This window comes from Moraxella atlantae NBRC 14588, from assembly GCF_001591265.1.
GTDB lineage: Bacteria > Pseudomonadota > Gammaproteobacteria > Pseudomonadales > Moraxellaceae > Faucicola > Faucicola atlantae.
Map to the genome: position 1 here is coordinate 237,879 of NZ_BCUL01000001.1, position 26,541 is coordinate 264,419.

20 protein-coding genes are annotated in these 26,541 nt (G+C 50.4%); 5 read left to right on the forward strand and 15 right to left on the reverse strand.

Annotation, left to right across the window (positions count from 1 at the left end; translation table 11 throughout):
* The first annotated feature begins 23 nt into the window (after positions 1 to 23).
* Positions 24 to 1,991: an exodeoxyribonuclease V subunit alpha gene (gene recD, locus MA2_RS01035; RefSeq protein ID WP_067055114.1), complete on the forward strand. Its 1,968-nt coding sequence runs from the start codon at positions 24 to 26 to the stop codon at positions 1,989 to 1,991.
* A 57-nt stretch (positions 1,992 to 2,048) separates the two neighbouring features.
* On the opposite strand, the gene MA2_RS01040 is transcribed toward recD, so the two are convergent.
* From MA2_RS01040 to MA2_RS01050, 3 genes are all read right to left on the reverse strand, one after another.
* Positions 2,049 to 2,612: a hypoxanthine-guanine phosphoribosyltransferase gene (locus MA2_RS01040; protein WP_067055117.1), complete on the reverse strand. Its 564-nt coding sequence runs from the start codon at positions 2,610 to 2,612 to the stop codon at positions 2,049 to 2,051.
* Between the two features lie 90 nt (positions 2,613 to 2,702).
* Complete coding sequence (locus MA2_RS01045) at positions 2,703 to 3,389, reverse strand: hypothetical protein (RefSeq protein ID WP_067055120.1); 687 nt, start codon at positions 3,387 to 3,389, stop codon at positions 2,703 to 2,705.
* Positions 3,390 to 3,543: 154 nt separating this feature from the next.
* Complete coding sequence (locus tag MA2_RS01050; protein WP_306303887.1) at positions 3,544 to 4,824, reverse strand: cupin domain-containing protein; 1,281 nt, start codon at positions 4,822 to 4,824, stop codon at positions 3,544 to 3,546.
* Between the two features lie 354 nt (positions 4,825 to 5,178).
* Here MA2_RS01050 and MA2_RS01055 point away from each other — a divergent pair, with 354 nt between their 5' ends.
* Entirely contained in the window at positions 5,179 to 8,031 is a 2,853-nt protein-coding gene (locus MA2_RS01055; protein WP_067055126.1) for a DNA methyltransferase, read from the forward strand.
* Between the two features lie 331 nt (positions 8,032 to 8,362).
* Here MA2_RS01055 and MA2_RS01060 read toward each other — a convergent pair whose 3' ends face one another.
* The 6 genes from MA2_RS01060 to accB form a co-directional block, all read right to left on the reverse strand.
* Positions 8,363 to 8,791 (reverse strand): acetyl-CoA carboxylase biotin carboxyl carrier protein, encoded by a 429-nt coding sequence (locus MA2_RS01060; protein WP_067055129.1) that lies wholly within the window; start codon positions 8,789 to 8,791, stop codon positions 8,363 to 8,365.
* Positions 8,792 to 8,821: 30 nt separating this feature from the next.
* A complete protein-coding gene (gene pxpA, locus MA2_RS01065) occupies positions 8,822 to 9,580 on the reverse strand; it encodes a 5-oxoprolinase subunit PxpA (protein WP_211269862.1) in 759 nt (252 codons plus the stop codon).
* A 26-nt stretch (positions 9,581 to 9,606) separates the two neighbouring features.
* A complete protein-coding gene (locus MA2_RS01070; RefSeq protein ID WP_067055132.1) occupies positions 9,607 to 10,650 on the reverse strand; it encodes a 5-oxoprolinase subunit C family protein in 1,044 nt (347 codons plus the stop codon).
* Positions 10,651 to 10,724: 74 nt separating this feature from the next.
* Entirely contained in the window at positions 10,725 to 11,426 is a 702-nt protein-coding gene (gene pxpB / locus MA2_RS01075; RefSeq protein WP_067055135.1) for a 5-oxoprolinase subunit PxpB, read from the reverse strand.
* A 50-nt stretch (positions 11,427 to 11,476) separates the two neighbouring features.
* Positions 11,477 to 12,910 carry an acetyl-CoA carboxylase biotin carboxylase subunit gene (gene accC / locus MA2_RS01080; protein WP_067055139.1) on the reverse strand — a complete coding sequence of 478 codons (1,434 nt, stop codon included), beginning with the start codon at positions 12,908 to 12,910 and terminating at the stop codon, positions 11,477 to 11,479.
* 119 nt (positions 12,911 to 13,029) lie between these two features.
* Positions 13,030 to 13,542: an acetyl-CoA carboxylase biotin carboxyl carrier protein gene (gene accB, locus MA2_RS01085; protein ID WP_115254052.1), complete on the reverse strand. Its 513-nt coding sequence runs from the start codon at positions 13,540 to 13,542 to the stop codon at positions 13,030 to 13,032.
* A gap of 162 nt (positions 13,543 to 13,704) precedes the next feature.
* Between accB and MA2_RS01090 the strand changes: the two genes are divergently transcribed.
* From MA2_RS01090 to MA2_RS01100, 3 genes are all read left to right on the forward strand, one after another.
* Entirely contained in the window at positions 13,705 to 14,652 is a 948-nt protein-coding gene (locus tag MA2_RS01090; RefSeq protein ID WP_067055146.1) for a lantibiotic ABC transporter permease, read from the forward strand.
* 42 nt (positions 14,653 to 14,694) lie between these two features.
* Positions 14,695 to 15,348 (forward strand): thiamine phosphate synthase, encoded by a 654-nt coding sequence (thiE, locus tag MA2_RS01095; protein ID WP_067055149.1) that lies wholly within the window; start codon positions 14,695 to 14,697, stop codon positions 15,346 to 15,348.
* Positions 15,349 to 15,549: 201 nt separating this feature from the next.
* Positions 15,550 to 17,061 (forward strand): NAD-dependent succinate-semialdehyde dehydrogenase, encoded by a 1,512-nt coding sequence (locus MA2_RS01100; protein WP_115254051.1) that lies wholly within the window; start codon positions 15,550 to 15,552, stop codon positions 17,059 to 17,061.
* Positions 17,062 to 17,178: 117 nt separating this feature from the next.
* On the opposite strand, the gene MA2_RS01105 is transcribed toward MA2_RS01100, so the two are convergent.
* The 6 genes from MA2_RS01105 to MA2_RS01130 form a co-directional block, all read right to left on the reverse strand.
* Entirely contained in the window at positions 17,179 to 17,988 is an 810-nt protein-coding gene (locus tag MA2_RS01105; protein WP_067055155.1) for an alpha/beta fold hydrolase, read from the reverse strand.
* A 110-nt stretch (positions 17,989 to 18,098) separates the two neighbouring features.
* Positions 18,099 to 19,037 (reverse strand): pseudouridine synthase, encoded by a 939-nt coding sequence (locus MA2_RS01110; RefSeq protein ID WP_067055158.1) that lies wholly within the window; start codon positions 19,035 to 19,037, stop codon positions 18,099 to 18,101.
* A 296-nt stretch (positions 19,038 to 19,333) separates the two neighbouring features.
* Positions 19,334 to 20,410, reverse strand: a complete 1,077-nt coding sequence (locus tag MA2_RS01115; protein ID WP_067055161.1) for a hypothetical protein — start codon at positions 20,408 to 20,410, stop codon at positions 19,334 to 19,336.
* A gap of 21 nt (positions 20,411 to 20,431) precedes the next feature.
* Positions 20,432 to 23,341, reverse strand: coding sequence for a hypothetical protein (locus tag MA2_RS01120; protein ID WP_174519464.1), 2,910 nt, complete (start codon positions 23,339 to 23,341; stop codon positions 20,432 to 20,434).
* Positions 23,338 to 25,632: an FtsW/RodA/SpoVE family cell cycle protein gene (locus MA2_RS01125; protein ID WP_245945322.1), complete on the reverse strand. Its 2,295-nt coding sequence runs from the start codon at positions 25,630 to 25,632 to the stop codon at positions 23,338 to 23,340. Before MA2_RS01125 ends, MA2_RS01120 begins: the two co-directional genes overlap by 4 nt.
* A 34-nt stretch (positions 25,633 to 25,666) precedes the next feature.
* Entirely contained in the window at positions 25,667 to 26,443 is a 777-nt protein-coding gene (locus MA2_RS01130) for an RDD family protein (RefSeq protein ID WP_245945380.1), read from the reverse strand.
* Positions 26,444 to 26,541: the final 98 nt, after the last annotated feature.

Sequence of the window (26,541 nt, forward strand, 5' to 3'; positions counted from 1 at the left end):
AAATTGACCATTGAGACAATAACATGCACTCACAAAACCCACCAAATTCGAAGGATGATATCGAACCGACAGCACCGCCCATGCAGTCAGAGCTTGACAAAAATCAATTGAGTGAATTTAGCCAGCAATTACAGACAGTAATGGACTTTATATTGGCTCGACAAGTTACTAAAAATAGCCTAAGTACAAATAAAAATCAAAAAACTAAACACATCAAAGAACCAGGAAAAATCACTCAAGCCGATTGTTTAAAATATCTATTTACTCAGCTTAGTGAAAACCTAAGCGAAGGACACACCATTTGCCAGCTAGATCTGGGCAATTGTGTTAGCCTAGAGAACATCACAAACTGGCAAACACAGCAATGGCTAACAGTTTTGGACGCGCACACCAAAATCAATCCCGCCGCAGTTAATACACCGCTAGTGATGCAATACACCGATTTTGCGAAAAATACAGCGACATTTTGGCTACAGCGTGAATGGGCAGCCGAGCACCAACTGGCGCAGCAGCTTTTAGCAATCGCCCAGCAACCAGTTTGCAGTCGGCATGAAGAAGTAGGGCAGTCGGTGCAAATCAATGTGACAAAAGACAATGCGCCAAAACCCAACGCCCAGCAGCAGCAAGCCATCATCAATGCACAAAAATACGCCTTAAGCATCATCACGGGTGGTCCTGGCACGGGTAAAACCTTTACGGTGGCGCAGCTTGTGCAGGCGCGCTTGGTGGCACATGCACAAGCTCGACAAGATAACCCCAATCTGCCACCGTTAGCGATTGCTTTGACTGCGCCGACGGGTAAGGCAGCGCAACGTATGCGCGAATCACTTGCCAAAAGTATGCCCGACGCAATCCATACACTGGATGATGCCAAAACCTTACACCGCTTGTTGGGCATTGGGCAAACAGGTGTGCCGCGTTATCATGCAGGTAATCCGCTACCGTATGATGTGGTGATTGTTGATGAAGCATCCATGCTTGGGCTAGAGCTTGCCAGTCAGTTGGTAGATGCGATTAGACCAACGGCTCAGCTGATACTACTGGGTGATGCCAATCAGCTAGCAGCGGTTGAGGCAGGCGCGGTATTGTCGGATTTATGCCAAGTGAACGCCTTGCAGCCGTATCATACCGAGCTGACCGAGTCTAAACGCTTCGCCGCTGATTCTGCCTTAGGGCAACTGGCGCAAGTGGTTCTTTTACCAAATGATAGCACCGCCAACAAGCAAGCTAAGTTTCAACAAGCCAAAATACTACTGACTAAAACCGATATCAAAACTGCTATCAAACACGAATATAGTCAAACTACAGCCAAGCAGCAGCCAGCGTTGCGTTGGTTTGGTGTGCGCCAAAATACACTCAGCGATGATTTGTATCGTGTGATTGCTGCACCGTTTTATGATTTTTTTGCTCTCATGCGCGATTGGCAAACCAGTGGGATAAATATCCACGATGCAGCCACCCGAAAACAGCTATTTGCGCAGTTTGATGCTTATCGTGTGCTCAGTGCAGGACATCGTGGGCGGCTTGGTACGCAAATGCTGAATAAAATGCTACGTCAGGCATATTTTAATGTTGCTCACATGAGTGCAACGCGAGATTTTTTTTATCACGGTGTGCCGATTATGATCAATAAAAACGATTATCAGCTTGGGCTATTCAACGGTGATATTGGGATCTGTGTGCAGCAAGACAACACAATCTGGGTATGCTTTGCTGATCAGGCGATTGACAGCCGCCGCTTGAGCCAAGAAAGCTGTGAATGGGCGTACGCGCTAAGTATTCATAAATCGCAAGGTTCAGAATTTGACCATGTCGCGGTATGTATTGATGCAAGCCACCAACGCTTACTTAGCCAAGAGTTGGTTTATACCGCGATCACGCGCAGCCGCGGCGCATTGACGCTTGTAAGTAGTGAGGCTATGTTGCGCCAAGCGATTACCCAACGCGGTAATCGCCAAACGGGGTTAATGTTGCAGTTTGACGCACTTTAATTGGTGATTTGGTTTACATTTTGGTTGTACAAGCGTTAAATAGATGAAAATGGCTGATTAGATCGCGTTTTCTTTAAGCGCGTAAATACCAGGCATATGACGCAAATAGCCGTGATAATCCATACCACAGCCATACACATAACGGTCAGCCACATCTAGTCCGACAAAATCTGTCGTAAAGTCCGCCACTTTGCGCGCGTGTATCTTATTGAGTAGTACACAAGTACGCACGCTGGCAGGATTTTCGGCGCGCAGTTCATCCACAACGGCTTTAAGCGTGATACCTTCATCAAAAATATCATCAATCAATAGCACATCCTCGCCTGCCAAATTGACATCGGGGCGGTGCAGCCATGTTAGCTTGTCCGTGCCTTGGTTATCGCGGTAGCGCGTGGCGTGAATGTAGTACATACGGTGGTAAAAGGTAAACTGAGTCAAAAGTTGCCCTGCAGGGATTAGACCGCCGTTCATCACTACCATAACAATTGGGTTACGCCCTGCGTAGTACAGATTGACGCTGGCAGCCAAGCGTTCGTACGCGGCTTGCACCTCGATACGGCTGATTAGGCATTCTGAATTACGCAATACACGTTCAATTTCTTGATTGCTAAGCGCGGGCATGGTGTTTCCTTGTAAAAGTGGCTTAGGGTAGGGTTACGGGCGCAGCGTTTGGCTAGCGGCGACTGGCTAGCGATATCGCTTAATCACGGGTTATGACTGGGATGACTGGGCTTGAAAAATCAGTGTGCCATAATATGCGCTAAATCGTGCCAGTGCATCTTGTGGCATTTGTGGAATCAGCCGCTGCAATGCCACGGACACTACTTTGTTAATCACACCTTCAGCAACAGGAATGGCGCGGCGTTTGATCATACCTAGCGGCAAGGTTTTGGTGAAATCGCCCATAAAATGCTGCAAGCACGCCTGCACCAGTTGGGTAAATAAACGCGTCAAGTTGTCGCGCTCGGCTTCGCCATGCCCTTGCTGCACGCGCTCGATACACGCCAGCAATTCGCGCGCAAACGTATCATCTAGCGGCACGCTGATACGGCGTTGCCCCTCTGTATCACGAAATAGCACTTGTTCGTCCAAAAACTCAAAACTTGGCAATACTTGCGCGTTATCGGCAGGTGATAGCAAGGTATTAATCAGCTTATCAACGGTGACATGAATAGTGTCATTGGCTTTGACCAAATGCGCGCGCCGTTCAGAGTGCTCGGGCATGGCTTCGATAAGCTTGCCTAGCATGGCATTTAGCAATTCTTGATTGACCATGTGGGTGATTTGGTCGCGGTAGGTGTCATAACGCACGTCTGCACCGCTTTCAATGAGGGCGTAGGCTTTGTCGATTTTATCAGACAAATCTTGTGAGGGGTGAAAACCGAAATAATAGCTCATAATCATCACTTGTTGTTATCTAGACAGGTTAAATACACCGATGCAGGGCGTTGGGTTTTAAATCATCACTTTAACAGGAACCTATCAGTAGAACAATCACCCAAACGCGTTCGCAAAATAATTTCAACAAAACCGTTTGGGTACTTTAAATACACTAAAAATCCGTTTCTGTATCGATATCCAGCCACACCCAACCGTTTTCTAGCCAATCGGCAAGTTCATCGATCGGCACGCCCGCCGCCTCAAAATCCGCGCCTGTCAAACATTCACCATCGGCAAGACGACGCAACAACACTTGGGCATGGGGTGCGATATCATCAGGCGCGATGTATTCACCATTGATAAACAGCGCAAAATCCAAATTGCTGGCGTTGGTGTCGCGCGTTGTGCGCTGATACACCATACGCCCTGCCAAATCCTGACGTACGCCTGCGCCATCTGCCAACGCTTGCGCCAGTGCGTCTAGATCGGTCAAATCATCGTCTAGCTCGGGCAATAACAAATCATATTGGCGTTTGCTGACCGTTTCCATCATGGCGCGGTTTAGCAGCGCGTCACCTTGTGAAGATTGCAACAAGGCAAGTAGCTGGCGTTTGATATCGGCAAGGCTTTCGGGGGCGACCATGCCCACTGCATGATGCGCGTTAGGGTGGGGCGGTTGGACGATTTTTAGCGGAATTGCTAAAGCGTCATCATGTGTCGCCACATCTGCCAGTGCATCTAGCAAAGTCAGCGCCGAGGGACGACGACAACCGAACGAAAACGTCAAACAGTCATCCACTGCTACGCCATCATGTGCCAAATTACTGGGTACATACAGCACATCGCCAGCCGATAGCACCTCATCAAAGATAATTTGCCCCATATCGCGTAGCACACGCAGCGGCTGATTGGGCAAAAACTCGCTATTGGTGTCACACATTTTACCCAGTCGCCAACGGCGTTTGCCATAACCTTGGGCTAAAAATACATCGTAATTGTCATAGTGTCCGCCGACACCGCCACCTGCAGGTGCATAAGACACCATGATATCATCACGTTGCCATTGCGGGACAAAGGCAAACGCTTGCCATAACGAGGCAAGCTTAGGCGACCATTGTTCCAAGTTTTGCACCAGCACCGTCCAATGCGTAGGCAAATTTTGCCAAACGTCATCATTAAACGGACTGGTATGTAGCTGCCAGTGGTTGTCTTGTTGGCTGATCAGCCTTACGGTGGCATTGTCATCTTGTGCCAGTGCGATGATGTCATCGGGTTCGAACATACCGACCAATTGCGGCAAGCCGTTTTTGATCAGCAGTGGTTTTTTTTGCCAGTATTCTGCCAAAAACTGTTCGGCGGTGATATCAGACGGTAGGCATAGGGGAATAGTGTGGGCTTGTGTTGGCATAGGTTGGTTTGGTCTGGCGGCTAAATGTTGGCGTGATTGTAGCATAGCTGGCGTATGATGTCGGCAGTTATATGAACGCATCGTCAATTTGGAACAAGGGCTTTACAAGCATTGGCTTTTGAGCTATGTTAGGCATAGCACGCCAAAGCAAAATAGCGGTAAAAAAACCACAAGGAATGTGGCAGGCGTGTGGGCGGCTTGGGTAGGGCAATTGTTGCTATCATCGGCAAGTATAATTGCCAGCCTTTATTTGCCGAGGGATTGTACGGCTAAAGCCGCATCGACAAGCCTAAAATCACACCACAAAAGCCTAGCCAAAACCGCTAGGCTTTTTGTTAAAAACCTCACATAATAGCGGTTGGTTTTGATGTTCAAGTCATAACGGTTTTGAGAAACACGATGAGCGCAGATTTTAGCCATATTCGCCAACAGCTACAAAAAGTCATTCATGATTACCAAGATGCCGAAGGTTATGAGCGCGGACAATCGCAAAACTTTTGGACGCAAGTATTCAACGCGTATGGCGTGTCGGGGCAAACTCAAATCAAAGCATTTGAGCATCGACTTAAAGATGGCAAAGGGCAAAAATACATCGATGCTTTTATTCCAAAGCTTGTCATGATTGAGCAAAAAAGCCGCGGCGTGGACTTAAATAAAGCCTACATACAGGTCAGTGAATACTATGACAAGCTCAACGCTAGCGAAAAGCCACGCTATATTGTGCTATCAAATTTTGATGAATTGTGGCTGTATGACATTGCCAACCCACTAGCGATAAAAACCCACCAATGCGCTTTAATTGACCTACCAAAACACGCTGAGTGGCTTGGGTTTTTATCGCCCGATAGCCATGCCAATGAAATTATTGAGGAAAATCCCATCAACCGCCAAGCGACTGAGATGGTTGCTAAGCTACACCAAGCTTTTATTGATGATGGCGTTAATCCCGATGACTTGGCGTTGTTTTTAACACGTTTAATTTTTTGTTTTTTTGCCGATGATACGGGTATTTTTGGCAAAAAACACTTGTTACAACAGCTATTGGAACGCCAAGCTCACCCTGACGGCAGCAACCTGCACCAAGTATTTGCCACCTTGTTTGACACACTCAACACCCAAAGTCGCTCTAGCCGTCTACCAGCTGATTATGCCAAGTTTGCCTATATCAACGGCAATTTGTTTGCCGACAATGTGCCGATACCGTATTTTGATGCCAATTTGTACAACCTTGTCATGGCATGTAATACGCTAGACTGGAGCGAAATCAGCCCTGCAATTTTTGGTTCGATGTTTCAAAGTGTGCTTGATATGGGCAACACTGACCACAGCGACAGTAAAAATGCCAAAGACACACGCCGCGAGTTTGGTGCACATTACACCAGTGAAAAAAACATTTTAAAAGTCATCAATTCTTTATTTTTAAATGACTTGCGAGACGAGTTTAGCAAATGCACAAAAGACAAACCACGCGCCATGCGGTTGTATGAAAAATTATCCACGCTGACATTTTTTGACCCTGCTTGCGGTTGTGGCAATTTTTTGATTATTGCGTATCGTGAATTGCGTTTGTTAGAAAATCAGCTAATCGCCCAAATCTATGGCGACCAACGCGGTTTGTTGGATATTTCTACCATGTGCCGCGTGACGGTTGAGCAGTTTTATGGCATCGAGATTGAGCCACACGCTGCCCACATTGCGCGTGTGGCGTTGTGGATTACCGACCATCAGCTCAACCAAGCGACTGCCGAACGCTTTGGCACAACGCGCCCGACCACGCCGATTGTGTATAGTCCGCATATCATTGAAGGCAATGCTTTGCAGTTGGATTGGTCAGACGTAATTGCCCCCAATAAGTGCGACTATATCATGGGTAATCCGCCATTTATCGGTAAGGCTTATCAAACTTCTGCGCAAAAAGCAGACCTAGAGGCGGTGGCAGGGCATATCAAAGGCTACAAAACGCTAGATTATGTCGCAGGTTGGTACATCAAAGCTATGAGTTTTATGCAGGCGGCAGCGAAACAAAACCACCACGTTGAAACCGCGTTTGTCTCAACCAATTCTATCAACCAAGGCGAGCAGGTGGCGATTTTGTGGCGATATCTGCTAGAGTCATGCGGCGGCTTTATCAATTTTGCCCATCAGACGTTTAAATGGACGAATGAGGGCAGGGGTGTGGCAGCGGTGCATTGTGTGATTGTTGGGTTTGGTTTGCAGGAACACGATGACAAAACATTGTTTACTTATGATGATATCGCAGGCGATCCCAAGCCCAATAAAGCCAAAAATATTAACGGTTATTTGGTGAATAGCGAAAATGTCTTTTTTGATAAAATAATTAAACAATATTCTAAAGAAAATTTAATGTATAAAGGTAGCCAACCGACAGATGGTGGCAATTTATTATTATCAAACGAGGAATATATAGAATTAATACAACAAGAACCATTGACAAAAAAATATATCCGCCCATTTTTAGGTGCACAGGAATTTTTAAACGATATTAGCCGTTGGTGTCTATGGTTTGACGGTTATGATTCAATTGAATTAAATAAAGACTTAGAAAAAATGCCATTAATTATTGCAAGACTTGAAAATGTAAAAAAAATGAGATTAGAAAGTAGCAACAAAGAAACCCAAAAAATGGCGGATATGCCGCATTTATTCCAATCTATACGCCAACCCAGTCAAGGAAATTACTTGCTTATTCCCAGTGTTTCTTCAGAAAATAGGCGGTTAGTTCCTATTGGTTTTATCGACCATAACACAGTATGTAGCAACCTTGTTTTTAGCTTACAAGATGCTACAACTTATCATTTTGGCGTTTTATCAAGCAGTATGCACAACGCGTTTATGCGACTGGTAGCAGGACGATTAAAAAGCGATTACCGCTACTCAAATACCATCGTTTACAACAACTTTCCATACCCATTCATGGCAGACGACAACAGCAAAAAAGCCACCGCAGCGCGCCAAGCCATCGGTATAGCAGGACAAGCCGTCTTAGACGCGCGTAAACACTATCGCACACACAACATCAACACAGACAACCCCAAACCCACATTGGCGCAGCTGTACAACCGTCACCTGATAGACCCATACCCACAACTGACCCAAGCGCATGCCGCCCTTGACAAAGCGGTGGACAAAGCATACGGCTACAAAGGCAATGGCAGTGACGAAAGCAGGGTAGAGTTTTTATTAAAACGGCTTAGCATACTCAACGACCAACCACAGCACCCAACCACATAAGCAAAATTTGGTACAAAACTTGGCAAAAGTAACGTGCGGCTTTTGCCCAACTATGCTAAGCTAACCAAAGTGAAATACAATGTCAGTCATACCAAATAAGTCAAAAATCTTACCAAAAACTCACCAATATTATTTAACATAATATACATTATGCGAAGATATTAAAATTTTGGTATAAACTATCAAATAGCTTAGATTTGCGCTTTTGCGCTCAGGCTTGACCGTCTAGCAGTAGCCATCCGCTCATTTGATGAAAAGCCTGTAATTAAACAGGCTTTTTACGTTTAAGCGTTCAGACAAATAAACATTTACACATTAGACAATAATCCAATTAGCCCAATGTCACCAAAACACTGTCATATTCCACTCGAGCGTCATGATCCAATACGCTTGTTACCGTGCCTGCATGTTCACTGACCACGGGTAATAGCCGCGCCAATGACGCAACATAGCCAATAGTATCACCGACTTGCACATGATCGCCCACTTGCACACACGTGAGGCTGATTGCATCAGGTGCAGTCTTGAAGCGTCCAACGTATGGCGAATGAATGGCAAGTTCTGTTTGGGCTTGCGGTTGTCTGGTTGTGGTCTGCTGATCGGCGACGGTGTTGGCGGTTGGCGTATCCGTGGTTGCGTGGTTGGCACGGTTTTTGACAGACACACAGGTGTCGCCCACCGTAACCTCTACGCTGACAAGCTGGCTTTGGGCAATTAAGCGCACCAATGTGCGTAGCTGCTCGATGTCAATATTTAGCATGATCGGGTCTCTTGGGTGTTGGGTAAAAGTCTAAACGCGGTTTGGCGCGGCAATCATAATGCCTTGTTCATTGAGTGTGGCAAAAATGCGCTGGGCAAAGGCAACGGCGTGCGCCGAATCACCATGTAAACAAATGCTATCTGCCTGTACGCGAATGGTTTTGCCATGGATGCTGGTGACCGTGCCTTGGGTAATCATCTGTAGCACCTGCGCCAAAGCTTCGTCATCGTCTTCAATCACGGCATTGGGCTGGCTACGCGCGACTAACGCGCCATTGTCCTCATAACGGCGGTCAGCAAAGACTTCTGATTCTACCGCCAAACCAATGGCGCATGCCGCATCAATTAGTGCGCCGCCCGACAGTGCCATGACAGACAAATTTGGATCAAACGCTTGAATGGCACGTGCTACAACGGCGGCAAGCTGTGGGTCTTTTGCCGCTTGGTTGTACAACGCGCCGTGTGGCTTGACGTACGACAACGGTACGCCGACTTGCTGGCATAAGGCTTGTATTGCGCCGAGCTGGTACGTGAGCACGGCTGTTACATCATCGTCAGACAGGTTTTGGTTGGTGCGCCCAAAGTTTGCGCGGTCATCGTAGCTTGGATGCGCCCCAACGCGCACGCCGTGTTGTTTAGCAAACTGCACAGTTTGGTACGCGGTCACGGCAGAGCCTGCGTGTAGCCCGCAGCAGACGTTAGCAGAGCTGACGATTTGCAACAATGCCGCGTCTTGACCGCACGCTTCGGCAACATCGGCGTTTAAATCAATACGTAACATTTGTGTCATGTAAAATCCTTATTCATTTTTTAACATCAGTCTTTGGCATATTGGCGTATTTGTTTTAGGTAGCGCTCATAAGCTGCACGCGCGGCAATCGCCTGTGCAACATCAACATAGACAAAACGGCACGCCTGCCCAAAACGCAATTGGGCAAAACGTCCGATATCGGCTTCAATAATACTAGCGATTTTGGGATAGCCGCCTGTGGTTTGGGTGTCTGCCATCAGGACAATTAGTTGCCCCTGTGGTGGTACTTGAATCATACCGATATCAACACCGTGTGAATTCATCTGTAGCGGCGCATTTAGGGTCAGCGCTGCCCCCTCAAGGCGATAACCCATGCGGTTGCTGCTACTGGTTAGTTTCCACGGTGTGGTGACAAAATTTTGCTGCGCGGTGGGGCTAAATGCGTCAAATTCGCTGTTTTTGAGCACACGAATTAGCGGCGTGTCGGGATGTTCAGCCGCGACTTGTTGCAACGCTTGGCAAAAAGTCGGCACAAATGGCGCAATACCAATCGGTTGGCTTGCGGTGCGGTTGGTATGGTTAGCCGCAACAATAGGCACGCGATCCCCTGCTTGCAACATACGCCCCTGATAACCGCCAAATCCTGCCTTGCTGTTGGTGCTTGCCGATCCCAAAACGCTTGCCACGTCAATGCCGCCTTGCACGCATAAATAACCGTGCATGCCTTGTACCGCACGCACCAAGGTTAAGGTATCGCCTGCCCGTGCCTGTATGCGCCAGCCGTTTGGCACGCGCTGCTTATCGTCTGCTGTACTGCTTAAATACGCCTCAAATAGCGCACCTGTAAGGCAAAATACCGTATCTTGGCTAAACGTTAGCGTCATACCACCTAAGGTAAGCTCAATTGCGGCGGCATTGTTATCATTACCCAATAGCGCGTTGCCTGCACGCAATGCCCACGCATCCATCGCGCCGTTGATGCCAATACCACGCCCACGTTGCCCAAAACGCCCCAAATCCTGCACACTGGCTAAGCCATTGATGGCTTGGATCTGTAGCGCGTTTGTATTGGTTGCGGTGGTATTTGTTGGCGAAAGTTGTGGCTGCATGGGCTATCCCCTACTCGGTTTTGGGCTGTTTTTACGCTTGTTTTGATTGCATTGAATTTAGGTTAAATTACAATTTATTCAATAACTTCAACTGCGACAAATTGCAAGGTATCACCTGCTTTAAGTAATGTCGGCTGAGGCTTGGTGATATCAAACAACGGTAAATCCGTGCGACCGAGCAGCTGCCAACCGCCTGGCGAGGCAAACGGATAAATCCCTGTCTGCTCACCACCAATTCCTACCGAACCTGCAGGCACTTGTTTGCGTGGGGTGGCATGGCGTGCCATGTGTAGCGTGGCAGGCAAACCACCCAAATACGGAAAACCAGGCTGAAAACCGATGAAATACACGGTATAAATCGGTTGGGTGTGCTGCGTGACCAACTCGCCGATGCTTAAGTTTTTTAGCGCTGCCGCTGCGGCTAAATCAGGACCATATTCACCGCCATAGCGCACGGGGATTTTGATGTGCTGCCCATCAAGCTGCTTGGGCGTGCGTGTGTGGTCGGTAAAGTCTTGCAAAGCATGGTGCAACTGGCGCAGTTCGGCAGTGCTGAGCGCGTGGGTATAGACACTCAGCGTATTCATGCCAACCACAGTTTCTGCCACCCACTGCCCCACGCCTGTCAATGCCGGGATAGCCTCTGCCCAATACCAACATAGCTGTTGCTGCTCAAGCGTGACAGGCTTGGGCAAAAACAGCGTCAAACAACGCTCGCTACAAAGCTGCCAGGTAGCAGCTGTATGGTGTGTCGTGTGATTAGCATCCGCTGGCATGATTTTTGTCCTATGTGGGTTATTGATTGGATAGCGCGTGACGATTGGGCTTACGTATTGGGAACGCGCACGCTGTCTTTGGGCAAATCTGTGGTGTTCATCGGTAGATTGGCTTGATTTGCCGCTAGCCATTCTGCCAAATAATGAATACTGCTACCGCCTTGGGCAAACTTTTCATCTGCCAAAAATGCTTGGTGTAATGCCTTATTGGTTAAAATCCCTGTGACGGTGAGCTCTGATAATGCCGCTTGCATATTTGTGATAGCCTGTTCTCGTGTCGGTGCGTGCACGCACAGCTTGGCAATCAAACTATCATACTGCGTTGGTATACGGTAGCCTGATTCGATATGGCTATCAACGCGCACGCCGTTGCCTGCTGGTAAATGGCAGTAGTCTATCCTGCCTGCACTTGGCATAAAATTAAACGGATGTTCGGCATTTATGCGGCATTCAATGGCATGCCCTGTCCATTTGATATCATCTTGCCCAAAGCTCAACGGCTCGCCTGCTGCAACTTTGATTTGCTCGGCAACCAAATCAATCCCCGTCACAAGCTCGGTCACAGGGTGCTCAACTTGAATACGCGTGTTCATCTCAATAAAGAAAAACTCGCCGTTTTCATACAAAAATTCAAACGTGCCCACACCGCGATAGCCCATTTGGCGACACGCATTAACGCACGCCTGCCCGATTTTGGCACGCTCATCGGCGCTAATTTGTGGCGCAGGAGCTTCTTCAATGACTTTTTGGTGGCGGCGTTGGCTTGAGCAATCGCGCTCACCCAGATGCACCGCATTGCCATGATTATCTGCGATGACTTGAAGCTCAATATGGCGCGGCTGCTGCAAATAACGCTCCATATACACCGTTGGGTTGCCAAACGCGGTACTGGCTTCTTTTTGCGTCATCGCAACGGCAGCTAGCAATTCATCTTGCTGAGTGACCACGCGCATACCGCGCCCACCGCCACCGCCTGCTGCTTTGATGATAACAGGCAAGCCGACTTGCTGCGCCAGTGCCAACACCGCCGCGTCATCAGCAGGCAATGCACCGTCCGAACCTGGCACACACGGCACGCCTGCGGCAAGCATGGCTTGTTTGGCGGCAACTTTATCGCCCATTTGGCGGATATTGGCGGCAGTCGGTCCAACAAATATCAAGCCTGCCTGCTCGACACGCTCGGCAAATTCGGCATTTTCTGACAAAAAACCATAGCCTGGATGAATGGCTTGTGCGCCTGTCAATTCGGCTGCCGCCAAAATCGCATCTTGGTTAAGGTAGCTTTGGGTCGAAGGCGCGCCACCGATACACACGGTTTCATCTGCCATACGCACGGGCAAGGAATCGCGGTCGGCGGTTGAATGCACCAAGACTGAGCGAATACCAAGCAAACGACACGCGCGAATCACGCGTAAGGCGATCTCACCACGGTTGGCAATTAGCAATTTGTCAAAATATGGACGGTGGTGGGCAGTTGTGGTCATGGCAGTGTTTGTCTCGTGTTAAAACCGTAAAAAACCCACGCATTCGCTACGATTGAGCTACAATGCGTGGGCAACTGGGTACAAATTTAGCAGTATAAAATCAGAAAAAAATTTCAACGTTAGCCCAAAACAATCAACGGCTGGTCATATTCCACCATATCACCGTCATTGGCTAAAATCTCACGCACGGTGCCTGCGCGTTCGGCTTTCACTTCGTGCATGATCTTCATGGCTTCGATGATGCACAAGGTATCACCTATAGCCACGGTTTTGCCCACTTCAATAAACGGCGGATTGTCTGGGCTTGACTGGCGATAAAACGTACCAACCATCGGTGAGGTGATGGACGTGGCGGTATCAGTATTTGGGTGGTTGGTCTTGTCAGTAGCTGTCTGCTGGCTTGAGCGGTCAGCATTTGGATCTGATGTTGGTTGAGGCTGCGTATTGGCGATGGGTACAGGTTGTTGGCGATTGGGTGTGTGATGGTTGTTTGTCGTGGTGGGTGGTTCACCATCACGGCAGACAATGCGGATATGGGTGTCGCCTTGGCGTAGCTCCAAGGCATCGATCTTGGCTTGTTCGGCAAGTGCCAGTATGTCCGCCAACTGCTGCAAATCAATATTCATTGCCATGTATACGCCTCCGTGCCGATTTGGCAAGCCTTTTGGTAAACAATTACTATAGCATAGCGGCAAGATTGGTGACAATATCTGCACCGCCAAACCAACGAATATTTCTCGCAGATTGCATGGTGCATGATAAGATTGGTTTTTTGCAAGAACTTAGGGATTATCATGCTGCGATGGATTGCCAAAAATAGTACGATTGTCATGCCTGCGTTGTGCGTGTTGGGTATGTTGTTACCTAATTTGTCGGCAATGGTGCTCAAAACATTGCCTGCGATTTTGTTTTTTTTGATGTTTTTTACGTTGCTTGGGTTAGATGAGCGCAAGCTATTGCGCAACATGGCACTGCCCAAAACGTGGCGGTTTGCGGTGATGCAAACAGCGGGCATGACGCTGATTGCCACAGGGGTGGCATGGCTGTGTGGTGCGCGTGGTGATTTGCTACTGGCGATTGCGGCAATATCGGTGACTGCGCCGCTGTTTGGTAGTGGTGCGTTGGTCAATGCGTTGGGCTTTGATGCGCTTGAGGCAATGGCAATGACGATTGCTGCAACGCTATTGATGCCTGTGATTTTGCTTGGGGTGTTGACGCTGTTAGCATCGGATGGCGCGACGGTGGATTTTGCCATGTATGGGCGGCGGTTGGCGGTGTATGTTATCGCCCCGATGATTTTGGCGGCGGTGGCGCGGCGCACGTTGCCGCAGCATTGGTTACAAACTGCCTATCCGTTGGTGGCACGGTATAATATCATTTTACTGATGGCATTTCCGCTGGGTCTGGTGGGTGGTTTTCGGCGTGAGCTTGACCAAGATTTGGGCACAGGTATTTTGTTGTTTGTCATCGCGGTGGCACTGGTGGTGCTGTATTATTTTGGCATGTATCTGCTGTATCGCAAAAAAGGGCTTGAGGAATACATCACCGCCTCGCTAATTAGCGGTGGGCGCAATTTGATGCTGACTTACTCAATTGCGCTGCCGTTTTTGGGTACGATGTTTTTGCCGCTGGTTGGCGCGGCGCAATTACCGATGTTTAGCCTGTCATGGGTGGCGCGGCGGATGATTGCACGACACCAGCAGATACACGGGGCTAAACCCACCGTGATGCTTGATCAATGATTGATAGCTGTTTTTTTAAAAAAGGTTAAAAAGGATAAAACGATGCGTAAGCCAGTAGATTATAGCTTGTATTTAGTGACTGATCAAAGCTGTTTGCCTGCAGGCGTGACCTTGGCAAATGCAGTCGAACAAGCGATTGCAGGGGGCGTGACGCTGGTGCAACTGCGTGAAAAAAACCTTGATAGCCGTGCATTTTTTGAGCAAGCCTTACAAGTCAAAGCCATTTGTCAGGCGCAGCATGTGCCGCTACTCATCAATGATCGCGTGGATATCGCATTGGCGATCGATGCCGATGGCGTGCATGTCGGGCAAAGCGACTTGCCTGCTGATGTCGCGCGGCGGTTATTGGGTGCAGATAAAATCATTGGTGTATCGGCGCGTACAGTGGCGCAAGCCCGCCAAGCCCAAACTGATGGGGCGGATTATCTGGGTGTGGGCGCGGTATTTGCCACCCACACCAAACACGATGCCAAGACCGTGGATATCGCAACGTTTGCCGCTATGCGCGCGGCGGTGGATTTGCCGATGGTGGCAATTGGCGGTATCAATGCCAAAACTTTACCCACTTTGCAAAACAATCTATCGACTGCTGGGGTCACAGCTGATGGCATTGCCGTGGTGTCGGCGATTTTGGGCGCGGCGGATACGCGCCAAGCAGCGGCGGATTTAAAGCAATCTTGGCTTACCCATCAATAGATTTTTTGGGCTATGGGCAGGTTTGGTGATTGGCGCGTAAAAAACCACCAAACAAACATTACATACGCCGACGACATATTCCTCTACAATAATTGCGTTACTATTCATTGTGCTGCGACTAATGGCATTGGTATATTGGTTGCAGCCAATTTAGCTATTCTGCATAAATTCATTATTTAATATAACTAACTAGGATCTATGATGATCACCCCCAATCCTACCATTCATCAGCACTTAACCGACCCAAGCCTATGGCAAACAAACAGTCTCATCAATGGCAAATGGCAAGCTGCCAGCGATGGGCAGACCTTTGCGGTCACCAATCCGTTTGATGGTGCGCTCATCGCACAAGTGGCAAGCCTGTCTGCCGATGACGTGCGCGCTGCCGTAGCCCATGCCACCCACGCGCAAACTGACTGGGCAGCGCAAACCGCCGAAACACGCGCCAAAATCCTGCACCAATGGGCGGATTTGATTGATGCCAATCGCGATGATTTAGCGACCATCATGACGCTAGAGCAAGGCAAGCCGATTGGTGAGTCACGTGGCGAGATTGACTACGCTAACCGTTTTATCCGTTGGTTTGCCGATGAAGGCAAGCGTGTTTACGGTGATATCATCCCCGCGCCTGCCAATGATGCACGCATTGTTGTGCTCAAGCAGCCGATTGGCGTATGTGCAGCGATTACCCCGTGGAACTTCCCTGCCGCGATGATCACACGCAAAGTCGCGCCTGCCTTGGCAGCAGGTTGTTCGATAATCGTCAAACCTGCTGGGCTGACGCCATTAACCGCGCTTGCGTTGGGTGAATTGGCGCAGCGTGCAGGCGTGCCTGCAGGCGTGTTGCAAATGGTGACAGGCCAATCCGATGTTGTGGGCGATGTGCTAACAGGTGATGCGCGAATTCGTAAGCTATCGTTTACAGGTTCAACGGCAACAGGGCGGCTATTGATGGCGCAATCGGCCGATACACTCAAAAAATTGTCCATGGAGCTGGGCGGTAACGCGCCGTTTATCGTGTTTAATGATGCGGATCTGGACGCGGCTGCCGAAGGTTTGATTGCTTCTAAATTCCGCAATGCAGGGCAAACGTGCGTGTGCGCTAACCGCGTGTTTGTACAAGCTGATAGCAAAGATGCGTTTTTACAAGTGTTATTGCCCAAAGTACGCGCCTTACAGGTCGGCAATGGTATGGATGATAACACCACCATCGGTCCACTCATCAATGCCAACGCGGTGGACAAGGTACGCGATTTGCTCAATGACGCATTGGCCAATGGGGCGAAGTTGGTGTTGGGTGAGCCGCTACCCAACACGCCTGCCACGCTTGCCAACGGCGCACCCAATCTACTGGTTGAGCCCATCGTAATTGAGGGTGTGACCGATGACATGGCAATTAGTCAACAAGAAATTTTTGGCCCTGTGTTGGCGATTGCCACGTTTGATGATGAAGCCGAAGTCATCGCGCGTGCCAATGACACCGAGTTTGGCTTAGCCAGTTACTTTTACACCAACGATTTGGCACGCTCTTGGCGCGTCACCGAGCGATTGGAGTACGGCATGGTTGGGCAAAATACGGGGCTGATTTCCAATGAAGTTGCACCGTTTGGCGGTGTGAAGCAGTCAGGTTTTGGGCGTGAGGGCTCAAAATACGGCATTGAGGAATATATCTCGGTTAAATATTGGCAAGTGCGTTTGGGTACATCTCATTGATCCAAATAGGTAGCTGTGGCTAGAACGCCGTGGCTACCTATGCACAGTTTTTTATTTAGCAGTTTAAACCACTGCAACCGTCCTCTTAGGCTTGACCTTTGCCTAGGTAAAAACTCACTAAGCCGTGACATCAAGCCGTCTAAGCCATGACAACACGGTGTAATTAAACAGATCAGGTTCATCCACCGTCACCCAATGCGATGTTTTAAAGCCGCTGACTTGGTTGTCAGGATTTTTGGCGACATCAATCAGCCAAGCCTCTGAGTGAAACATCGTCGGCTTTTGGGTGGCATAAGCAAACAAAAACGGGCAAGCAAAATCCAACGGTTTTAAATTTTTAAATCCGCCTTTTGCTTTTGTCCACGCCGAATAATACGGATAACCCATGTTGGCATGAATTGATCTAGCAGGTGCAGGCGCGCCCAATACCTTGCCCACCGTCTCAGCAATGCTATCGCCTATGCGTCCATTAATCCGAAACGCTGCCACAAGCGGCAGCTGATAACCTGCAATCACAAGCTTGTCTTTGAGCGTCAAACTTTGGTTAAACGCCGCGCTATAAGCGTCGCCAACATCCACGCCAATCAAGCGGCTCACGCGCTTAGGATGGCGTAGCGTGTACTGATAGCCGTACATACAGCCCCAGTCATGGGTCATCAAAATCACGGGGCGCTCGGGGCTGACGTGATCAATGACTTGGCGAATGATGTCGATGACTTCTTGCAACGAAAATACCCGTGGGGGTGCGTCAGGCTGGTCAAACGCAGGCAAGGTAAATGTCACGCAGCGGTAATGATCCTTAAAAAACGCAACTTGTTGTTGCCACAGAGCTTTGGTGTCTGGCCAGCCATGAATCATGACCAGTGTTTGCTCGCCGTCGCCTTCAATACTGCCATTTACGCCTGCGATTTGAAAATTGGTTGCCATCGTTGCCTCGGACTCGGTGTTGTGTGTTGTGCCAGTAAGCTAGTTTTAGCCGATGGTGGGTAGTTGTCAAGCGTTTTATGATAAATTAACCTTGTGTGACCAAGTGTTACTTATGATTCACTGCATAATACCAACGTCTGTTGGCTGATAAATTGACGCGCCTGTCCGCTAATGGGGTCAATAAAGTCAATGACTTTTGCCAATAGCTGTAATGGACGTGCCGGGTCGCTTGTGCCAAGCGGCTGCACGACTGGATATAGGCGATCATTAAGCAGCGGCATTCCTAGGCTTGCCATGTGCACGCGCAGTTGGTGTTTTTTGCCCGTTAAGGGGGTTAGCTGATAGTGGCTAAACGCGCCGCCATGCCGCAGCAGCTCAATGTCGGTCACCGCGTTGGGCTCGCCTGCCACGATTTGGCTTAAAAAAAACGGCTCGCCGCGCTCGATACGGTTTGCCACGCGGTAAGGATATGTCAAGTCCGTGCGCGTGGGTGCGATGGCATGATAGACCTTGTGCATGGTGTGTTTGGCAAAGCCCTGCTGATAGATGCCACGGCTGGCAGGATTGACAGACAGCAGCATCACGCCTGCTGTGTCTTTGTCCAAACGGTGCAAGGGCGATATCGCCATGATATCAAGCTGCCCTGCCGCGTGGTGTGCCAATAAGTCGGCATTGCGCCGTAGCTTGGCAAGCACAGTCTGCTCAACGTATTGCCCCGTTGGAATGACAGGTAGCCCGTGCGGCTTGTCGATAACCAGTAGATGCGCATCAAGGTGCAACACGGTCGGTTCGGCGGCGATGACAGGCTCATTTGCCACGGCGCGGAAATATTGCAGCGTCTGCCCTGCCCGATACGGCGCGCTGGCTGCCTGGGCGTTGCCGTGGGTGTCGGTTATCAGTCCATCGGCAAACCGTGCTTGCCATACGTCACGCGGAATATGGGCGAAATGCTGGCTAAAAAAATCCAGCAATGTGCCATGCAAATATGCTGGGTTGTGCGGTAAATAAATCCGACTGGGTTTTGTGGCTGTTGGTTTGGTGGCGGTCATTTTAGGGGAATTGGTTGAAGTTTTGTGCTATTGTCTCAAATGTTGAGGTCTGCGACAATTCTGGGACGGTTCACATAGCTTGTTTGGGCTATCTGCGGTAAAGTTGCGTTTGACCAAGTCAGCGGGTTTGTCTTGGTCATCTCGCTGTCTCGCTGAGACAATACCGACAGGAAAACCAAATAATACTCAACTAAAATCAAGACTCGAGCCGTTGAATTTCTTATAGAATCTCAAAAAAAATATCCCTCACTATGTCAATCGTCCCGACTTTATGAACGCCTTCAACCCACCAACACTCAAACCACAAACTTAACACCCAGATTTAACTGACTTGGCAAAACCGTCCCTGACTGCAACGTACTATGTTCTGCAACACCAGCCTTGGCAGTGGTTTTTAGCCCAAACGTCATATCCTCAGCAACACTCACCCCCATCACCTGTAGCTTGGGTTTTAAAATCTCATAACCGTATGACACCAGCCCTATCGCGTCAGACGCGGCTTGCCCTTTTGCTTGACTGGCAGCGGCATTAAAACTGGCAAACAACTGTTCAACCCACGCCAGCGTCAAGCCATCGGCAGGCTTAAGCGTGATACTGCGCACGGTTTGTCCGACAAGTTGGGCGCGTTTGCGCTCGGCTTCACGCACAATCACGTCGGTTAAATAGGTGTAGTGCGGCTTGGCACTGTGGGCGATATTGGGCAGTGGTGGTTGCGATGTGCTTGGTGTAGGTTGTGGCGGTTGGGGTTGAACGTATGCTTGGCGTTGTGGCTGATGGTGCTGATCCTGTGGCGGTGTGGCGTACGTGTTTTGGCTAGCTGGTGGATTGACGGGGGCAGGTGCGGCGTATTGTGGCGCTTGCATAGGCTGCCTAGGAATATTGACCATCGGGGCGACAGGCGGCAATGCTTGCGTGGCTTGCGGCAGCGTTGGCGTAGACTGGGCAGGATATAGTCCGTCATCGCTGCGTTCGCCGTGAAATTTTGGCAATAGCTTGCCTAAGGTGCGCTGATACAGGCTTGGCGTGTTAAATTCGGCATCTGCGTCCGCGTCATATTCGGCGATGTGCTGGATCAGTAGGGTTAAGGTGTTGGCGTTGTCGGTGGTCTGATCTTGTGTATCAAACGCAAGCGGCAAAATATGCGCGTCGGGTACGGTGTAGCGCACGCCTTGGATAAACTGGCGATAAGCCGCGGCAAGTTTTTTGTTGTCATCCACGTCAAAATCGGGCGGTACGGTCAGCTGAAGGCTTAGATGGCGCAGGTTATCAACCGTCGCGCTATATAGACTAAAAAAATTCGTCAGCTCGCCAAAAACGTCGCTTGGGTGGTTGTCATCGATGACAAAGCGGTGATGGGTAGTGATATATGCCATGGTTGTCGTCTGCCTTATAGGTCATGGTTTTGCCGATGTATTGGCGACTTTGGGATCAGCCAAATTGTCACTTGCGGTTTTTGGGCTTGTTGCCTGATACAGTTGTTTTGCCAACAGCATACCTGCTTGCACAGCGCGGTTGATGCCGTCTCGCGGGTCATCGACTACACCTGAGGTTTGCCAGTTGCGCTCAACAAGCACGGCAACGGCTTTGTCCCATTTGCCGCTGCGGTCTTTGATGCCATAAATAAACCACTTGTACGGGCGGCTGTAGCACGATGCAGGCAAGGTTTTGGGCGATTTGGTTGGGTCATGGGCGGTTTTCGGGTTGCACAGGTTGGCAACTTGATTGGTGGTGACGTTGGCGGTGTAGACTGTGCGCCCGTTTTGTCGTGTCGGGTAGTTAAACCCTGGTGTGCCTGTTTTGCCAATCACCACGCCGCGCGTCCAACCACAATCGCCAATGGCTTGTTGGCATGCACTGTACGCTGTGCCTGCGCGTCCGTTTAGCCCCGTACCTGCCAGTAGTGTGCCTGAAACCAAACTCAACGCGCTGTGGGCATCGCTTTGGCTAATGCGCACAGGCAGTATGGCTAAGTGGTCGTATTGCCCTGCTGGGGCGTTACCGCGCCACGCTTTGGGGCGCAAGGGAATTTGTCCCACGCCCCACACGTCTTCAATCAGGTGCGCACCGCGACGCTTGCGGTCACCGTTGTCGGCTATCAGCAGGTTGGCAAACATATCCGCCGCGCCCAATACCGACACCTTGGCATTGCCTGCGCCAAAGACTTCATTCATGCTGGCATTGAGTAAGTCGCCACCGCGCCGACAGCTGCCATTCATGCGCCCACCATTGGCGGTGACGCAGCTTTGCACCTGTTGTGGCGTGAATTCAAGCTGTTTGGCGGCATAGTCATGTTTGCCATCGGTGAGCATCACGCCTGCAAAATAACGACTTTGTAGCATGGGCTCGGCGTTGTACGGCTTGCCAAATAGCAAGTCTTTAAAGCCGCAGTTTGGGTTGTTGCCTGTAGATTGGCAATTGGCACTCAAGCCGACATCGTCGCTGGCTTTTTTAAGCGCAGGCATGCCACGGCACACACCGTCTTGTCCGCGTGGGACAATCAGCTGGCTGGTGGTAGCTTGGCAGTATAAAAAGTTTGCCACCCGCTCGGTCGATGAGCTTGCCATGACTTGCTTTAAGTAGCGGTACGCCGCGCTATCGGGGTTTTTAAGCACAGGGTTGGCGCGTACCAATGCTAACGCTTGTACTGTTTTGACGATCGAACCGGGGTGTACGGTTTGGTATAGCGCGTGGTTCATGAGATTTTGGCGTGTGTAGTCGGTTGGCCACAGGGTTGGACAGTTGGCAGCTTTAGCTTTGCCCAAATTGCTGTTGGCTAAACCATCACCGTTGTCTTGCCGATAACATGCCGAATCGCTGCTTGCCAATGCCAATACGCCTTGGGTTTTGACATCCAGCACTGCAATGCCAATGCTGCGTGCCAACGCATGTTCATACATCTGATTTGCCGCTTGCTGCAGGGTTGGCGACAGCACGTTGCGGCAATCGACATCGGCGTACGGGCTGTTGGTAAAGCAATCGGCGATGTTTTGCGCGTCGGCTTGGATGGTCGGGTCAAGCGTCAATGCCATGTTGTAGCCAATTTTGATATTGGCACCATCAAGCGCGATGGTATTGACGGGCGGTGCGAACCAACGCTGCCAAAAATGACGTTGGTCGGTTTGGCGTTGGTAGTGCTGGTAGGCGTCTAGCAGTTGGCGGTCAAAGTGATTGGCATGGATGTTAGATAGCTCACTGTACATGGTGCCAAGATTGGCAGGCAAGGCGATTTGCTGGCTGTCGGTCGATGGAATCACAGGCGTGTCGGCTGTACCAGATTGACCGATATTTAAACCGTTTAAGCCTTTATTCAGCGCATCACTTAGCTTGTCAAGCGTGACATTGGGTAGGCCGTTGTCTTGTTCATTGGTGGCTACCCCACTGGCTTCACTGTCGGTTGTTGAAACATCATCGGTTTGGTAAGCCGCGTGTGCGACACTTGGCGGTATGAGTTTGGGGTGGTTGCACAGCTGATTTTGCGCGCTTTGTGCCCCACCTACAAACGCATAGCCGCTATCGTTGGGTGCTTTGATATACACGCAGCCTGCCAGCCCGTACCACGGATTGGTTTGGGTTAGCCAGTTGGGTGGTAATTCGGCGGCGCTGAGCGTGCCATCGGTCAGCTGACGGCGCGCGCGGTTGGGGCGCTGCTCAAGCCATTGTAGCTGCATGAGTTTATCAGGCGTTAAGGTGTTAAAGGCAAAGCTCAGCGCGTCGGCACTTACGCCTTGCTGGCAGGCGGTTTGCCATAGCGTGGTGGGCGCGATGTGGTAATGGTTGGCAAGGCGTTTTTGGCGTTGTAAATCAGTCAGCCGCTGGTCAAGACGCATGATGGCGGCTTGATACGGCTGCTGATTGCTGGCTTGGCTAAACGGACAATTTGCGCCCACACTGGCGACATCGGGCACGGTATTGCCCATGCTTTGGGCAGCGGTGATAGGCTCAATGCTACTGACGACCAATGCCAAAGCGTTTTGGTACTGCTCGGCATTGTAGGTGTTATTTTGCGCGGTCAACGGCGACAAATACCACAGCAACCAACCACCCAAACCGATGATAAATAGCACCAAAATCACGTTGAGGTTGGTTAAGATGGTATTGTACAACGCTTGGCTAAGCCGAAAATTGGCAGGCGCAGGGTCATCGTCGCGCGGTTGGTGCGGTTTGGTGGCAGATTTGGCGGTAGTGTCGTTTGTTTGTGCTTGTTGTGCTGCCAAACCATCACCCGCCGTCGCATCCACTGGCGTACCGTCAGGCATTGGCGCGTGTGGCGGTTGGTTTACTTGATTGTGTTGCTCATCGGTCATCGGCTTGCCTTATTTGTCGCATGAGGTGCTAGATTTGCCAATATCAGTTTAGGGCTAAACAGCGTCAGGCTAAACAGCACGGTATTAAACCACAAGTTACTTGTGCCATAGCTGATAAACGGCAGTGTTACGCCCGTCAATGGCAGTAAGCCTAAATTGCCCGAAATCGTCACCAACGCTTGAAACACTGTCACCACCACCCACAGCAAAATCAACCACGCCAACCAAAAATAGCCGCCGTGTTGCAGCTGGGTCTTGATTTGCTCATTGCCATACGCCAGTTGTTGGCGTGCCATCAGCCATAGCCAAGCAAAATACACCACCATCAACGCGATGGCAGGCGCGACCCCGACCACCGCCATGACTGAGGTGATCGTATAGTCACTTTGCATTTGTAGCGGCACACCCTGACAGCCGCTAAGCCTGTAGCCACACCACGGGATATGTCCAAGTCCATAGCCTAAAGGCGGTACGCTTTCACGAAACCAATGCAAAATCGCCATTTGGTCATTACTGGCAATAAACGGATTGATCCACGCATTGACGCGCTCGGCTGTACGTGCATCAAACCCACTGACATTGACCAATGCTGTCAAAAGCAGCAGCAAAATCGCCGTACTAGACAGCACACCGAGCACATAGCCGCGCCCACCGCGCTGAAAAATCAGATTGGACAACGCCACGCCAAGCAAAAACGTCAGCACAAACCCGATAACCAGCAGCGTGCCTTTTTCATTGGCCAGCAGCAATGCCGCAACAGGCGGTAGCAACGCCCATACCAACAATGCCGTCATCTTGCTGCGCCGTGGCAAGATTTGCCCAATCAATCCACGTTGGTTAATCGCCAAAAACACCGCCGAAAACACCAGTAGCCACGCCTTGGCAAGCTCGGCAACCTTCGCGCTATCACCGCGCAGCAGCACCACAAACCCCAAAAACCCGACCAACGCCGCACCCAACCACAGCCAAGCCTTGCGCCGCTCGCCTGTGTGGGTATCCCACAGCCCATGTAGCAGATTACGCGCTGCCAGATTTTGCATTGCCCATGCCACCACACTTGCCAACGGGCGCGCAAGGCTCACCATGGCAAAGCACCAAAACAGATCTTTAAAATGGTTTAAAAATAAATAGCGTAACGACAAATAACTGCGTGTACTCAAATCAAACACGATAAGCAGCCCAAAACTGGCAAAGCCAACAAACAGCGGATATAGCCATGCACTGGTTTTAAGCTCGCGGTTATCGGGCAGCCGTGCAAGCCGTCGCTCAACGGGTGCAAACGCGCCTGCTGCACACCATGCCACCCCAATGCAAAACAGCACAATACCGACCCGAAACGGTGCAATCACGCCATGACTGATGGCAGCGATCACCACACCCCATGCCACCAACGCTTGCCCGATTGCCAACACAGGGTGAACACGCTGCGCAAGCAGCAGCAACCCCCACGTCACCCATGACCAAATACACACCTGCGCAAGCAAGCCCAATGCCGTAACCTTGCCAAACAGTGGCAGCAATGACAGAGCTTGCGCGGCTTTGGTTTGGTTGGTGTTGGTGTCATACACGCGCGCCACATCACTGGCGGCTTGGTTGTAGCGTGCGGCTGCGGCAGGGTCATCGGCAAACAATTTAGAATATGCAAACCGCCGATTGCCGTCTGCCACCGCAAGCCACGCCAAGGTTTGCGCAAGGTTGTCGCTTGGATTTTGTTTGGTTGTCAGTAGCGTTGCTACGCTGTCTAACTGCCCGTCGGCATTGAGATTGAGCCAATCTTGCCGACTGTGCAAGCGGTCGGCGCCAAGCACCACGCCTGTCTCGTTACGCACCAAATCGGTTTGGCGCTGGTCACGGCGTACGCTTTGCCATGCTTGTGCCAATGCGGTTTGTACATTGTCAAACTGCTCACGCGCCTGTGCGATGCTCGCTTGGCGTGCGGTGGCGTCTTGTAAGTTTGGGCAGACTTGTGCCAGTGTGTTGTTTGGGTCAGTACCTTGCGCCATCGTCTGGGCAAGACGTGTCATCACATCTTCACCACACGCTGCGGTGAGCAGTTGCGGTTTGGTCACGCCAGCGGTCGCACTGGCAAGCTCAAGCGCGTAACGTTGCGATTTGCCCGTTGTGCCATCGCCATAACCTGCCAACAAAAATCCCACCACCAACGCCAGCCACACCAGTGCCAAACACAGTACTTCTTTTGTCAGTTTGGCGCGGTTTGCTGCGGCGGTGTGCTGAGCCACAGGCAAGGCACGGCGCGAACGGGTGGAACGATGAGAGCTAGGCGTACGCAAAGCAGCTTTCCTTTTTCAATTTCAATGTGATCAATCAGCGGTCAAACAGCACCACCGTGCCTGCCAACAAGTCATGTAGCGTCTGCTTACGCGCGGTGAACCACAAAATAAACGCAAACGGTAGCAACAGCGGCTTAATCAGCTCACGCCACAATGCGCGCAGTAGCCCAATGCGCTGCCCCTGCATGTCAAATACCCACAGCCCCATGATGATTTTGCCCACCGTGGCTTGACGTGATACACACGTTAAGACTGCATGATACAGCCAATAAATACCAAAACCTGCTGCAAACAAGGCTTGGTCATTGAGCGCGCGGATTTTAAATTGCGCCAATAGCGGCGGCAACGCAAACTGGTATGCCAATGCAATCAACACACCGACAATTACCCAATCAAATACCAACGCCAACGCACGGCGCATAAAGCCTGCATACACCATCAAGCTTGCGCGCCGATTGGCAGGCGTGGGCAAGGTTTCGGCAGCTTTGTAAGGCGTGGGCGCGGCTTGCTCATACACTGGCTGGTTAGGCTGATAGCTTGGCTCAGCCACAGGCTCAGCGAGTGCAAACGGCGGCTCATAGGCAGGTGTATTGGCGTATGGCTGGCTTTGGGTTGGCTGGCTATTGGCTGGATAATTTGCATGGGTGGAGGTTGCCCATGGTGCGCTGTTGGCGGTTGGCGTAAACGTGCTGCTTGGCGCTGCGCTTGGTGTGGCGGTATTTGGCGCAAGGCTACGATTGCCGCAATTTGGGCACATCACAGCGGTTTTGGGTAGCACCTGTTGGCAGGTTGGGCAGATCAAGGTAGACATGGCGGGCAAATACTCATCCATTACTCAGCAATTAAAGGGGCAAACGTGCGTAAAAATTGGTCTATTGTAAACCAAATTTACCCTTGCGTTTAAGCGGT

What these genes read in the sequence shown, in the direction of transcription:
- recD (WP_067055114.1), top strand. Translation starts at nt 24, where the DNA reads ATGCACTCACAAAACCCACCAAATTCGAAGGATGATATCGAACCGACA.
- MA2_RS01040 (WP_067055117.1), bottom strand. Translation starts at nt 2,612, where the DNA reads ATGCCCGCGCTTAGCAATCAAGAAATTGAACGTGTATTGCGTAATTCA.
- MA2_RS01045 (WP_067055120.1), bottom strand. Translation starts at nt 3,389, where the DNA reads ATGAGCTATTATTTCGGTTTTCACCCCTCACAAGATTTGTCTGATAAA.
- MA2_RS01050 (WP_306303887.1), bottom strand. Translation starts at nt 4,824, where the DNA reads ATGCTACAATCACGCCAACATTTAGCCGCCAGACCAAACCAACCTATG.
- MA2_RS01055 (WP_067055126.1), top strand. Translation starts at nt 5,179, where the DNA reads ATGAGCGCAGATTTTAGCCATATTCGCCAACAGCTACAAAAAGTCATT.
- MA2_RS01060 (WP_067055129.1), bottom strand. Translation starts at nt 8,791, where the DNA reads ATGCTAAATATTGACATCGAGCAGCTACGCACATTGGTGCGCTTAATT.
- pxpA (WP_211269862.1), bottom strand. Translation starts at nt 9,580, where the DNA reads ATGACACAAATGTTACGTATTGATTTAAACGCCGATGTTGCCGAAGCG.
- MA2_RS01070 (WP_067055132.1), bottom strand. Translation starts at nt 10,650, where the DNA reads ATGCAGCCACAACTTTCGCCAACAAATACCACCGCAACCAATACAAAC.
- pxpB (WP_067055135.1), bottom strand. Translation starts at nt 11,426, where the DNA reads ATGCCAGCGGATGCTAATCACACGACACACCATACAGCTGCTACCTGG.
- accC (WP_067055139.1), bottom strand. Translation starts at nt 12,910, where the DNA reads ATGACCACAACTGCCCACCACCGTCCATATTTTGACAAATTGCTAATT.
- accB (WP_115254052.1), bottom strand. Translation starts at nt 13,542, where the DNA reads ATGGCAATGAATATTGATTTGCAGCAGTTGGCGGACATACTGGCACTT.
- MA2_RS01090 (WP_067055146.1), top strand. Translation starts at nt 13,705, where the DNA reads ATGCTGCGATGGATTGCCAAAAATAGTACGATTGTCATGCCTGCGTTG.
- thiE (WP_067055149.1), top strand. Translation starts at nt 14,695, where the DNA reads ATGCGTAAGCCAGTAGATTATAGCTTGTATTTAGTGACTGATCAAAGC.
- MA2_RS01100 (WP_115254051.1), top strand. Translation starts at nt 15,550, where the DNA reads ATGATCACCCCCAATCCTACCATTCATCAGCACTTAACCGACCCAAGC.
- MA2_RS01105 (WP_067055155.1), bottom strand. Translation starts at nt 17,988, where the DNA reads ATGGCAACCAATTTTCAAATCGCAGGCGTAAATGGCAGTATTGAAGGC.
- MA2_RS01110 (WP_067055158.1), bottom strand. Translation starts at nt 19,037, where the DNA reads ATGACCGCCACCAAACCAACAGCCACAAAACCCAGTCGGATTTATTTA.
- MA2_RS01115 (WP_067055161.1), bottom strand. Translation starts at nt 20,410, where the DNA reads ATGGCATATATCACTACCCATCACCGCTTTGTCATCGATGACAACCAC.
- MA2_RS01120 (WP_174519464.1), bottom strand. Translation starts at nt 23,341, where the DNA reads ATGACCGATGAGCAACACAATCAAGTAAACCAACCGCCACACGCGCCA.
- MA2_RS01130 (WP_245945380.1), bottom strand. Translation starts at nt 26,443, where the DNA reads ATGTCTACCTTGATCTGCCCAACCTGCCAACAGGTGCTACCCAAAACC.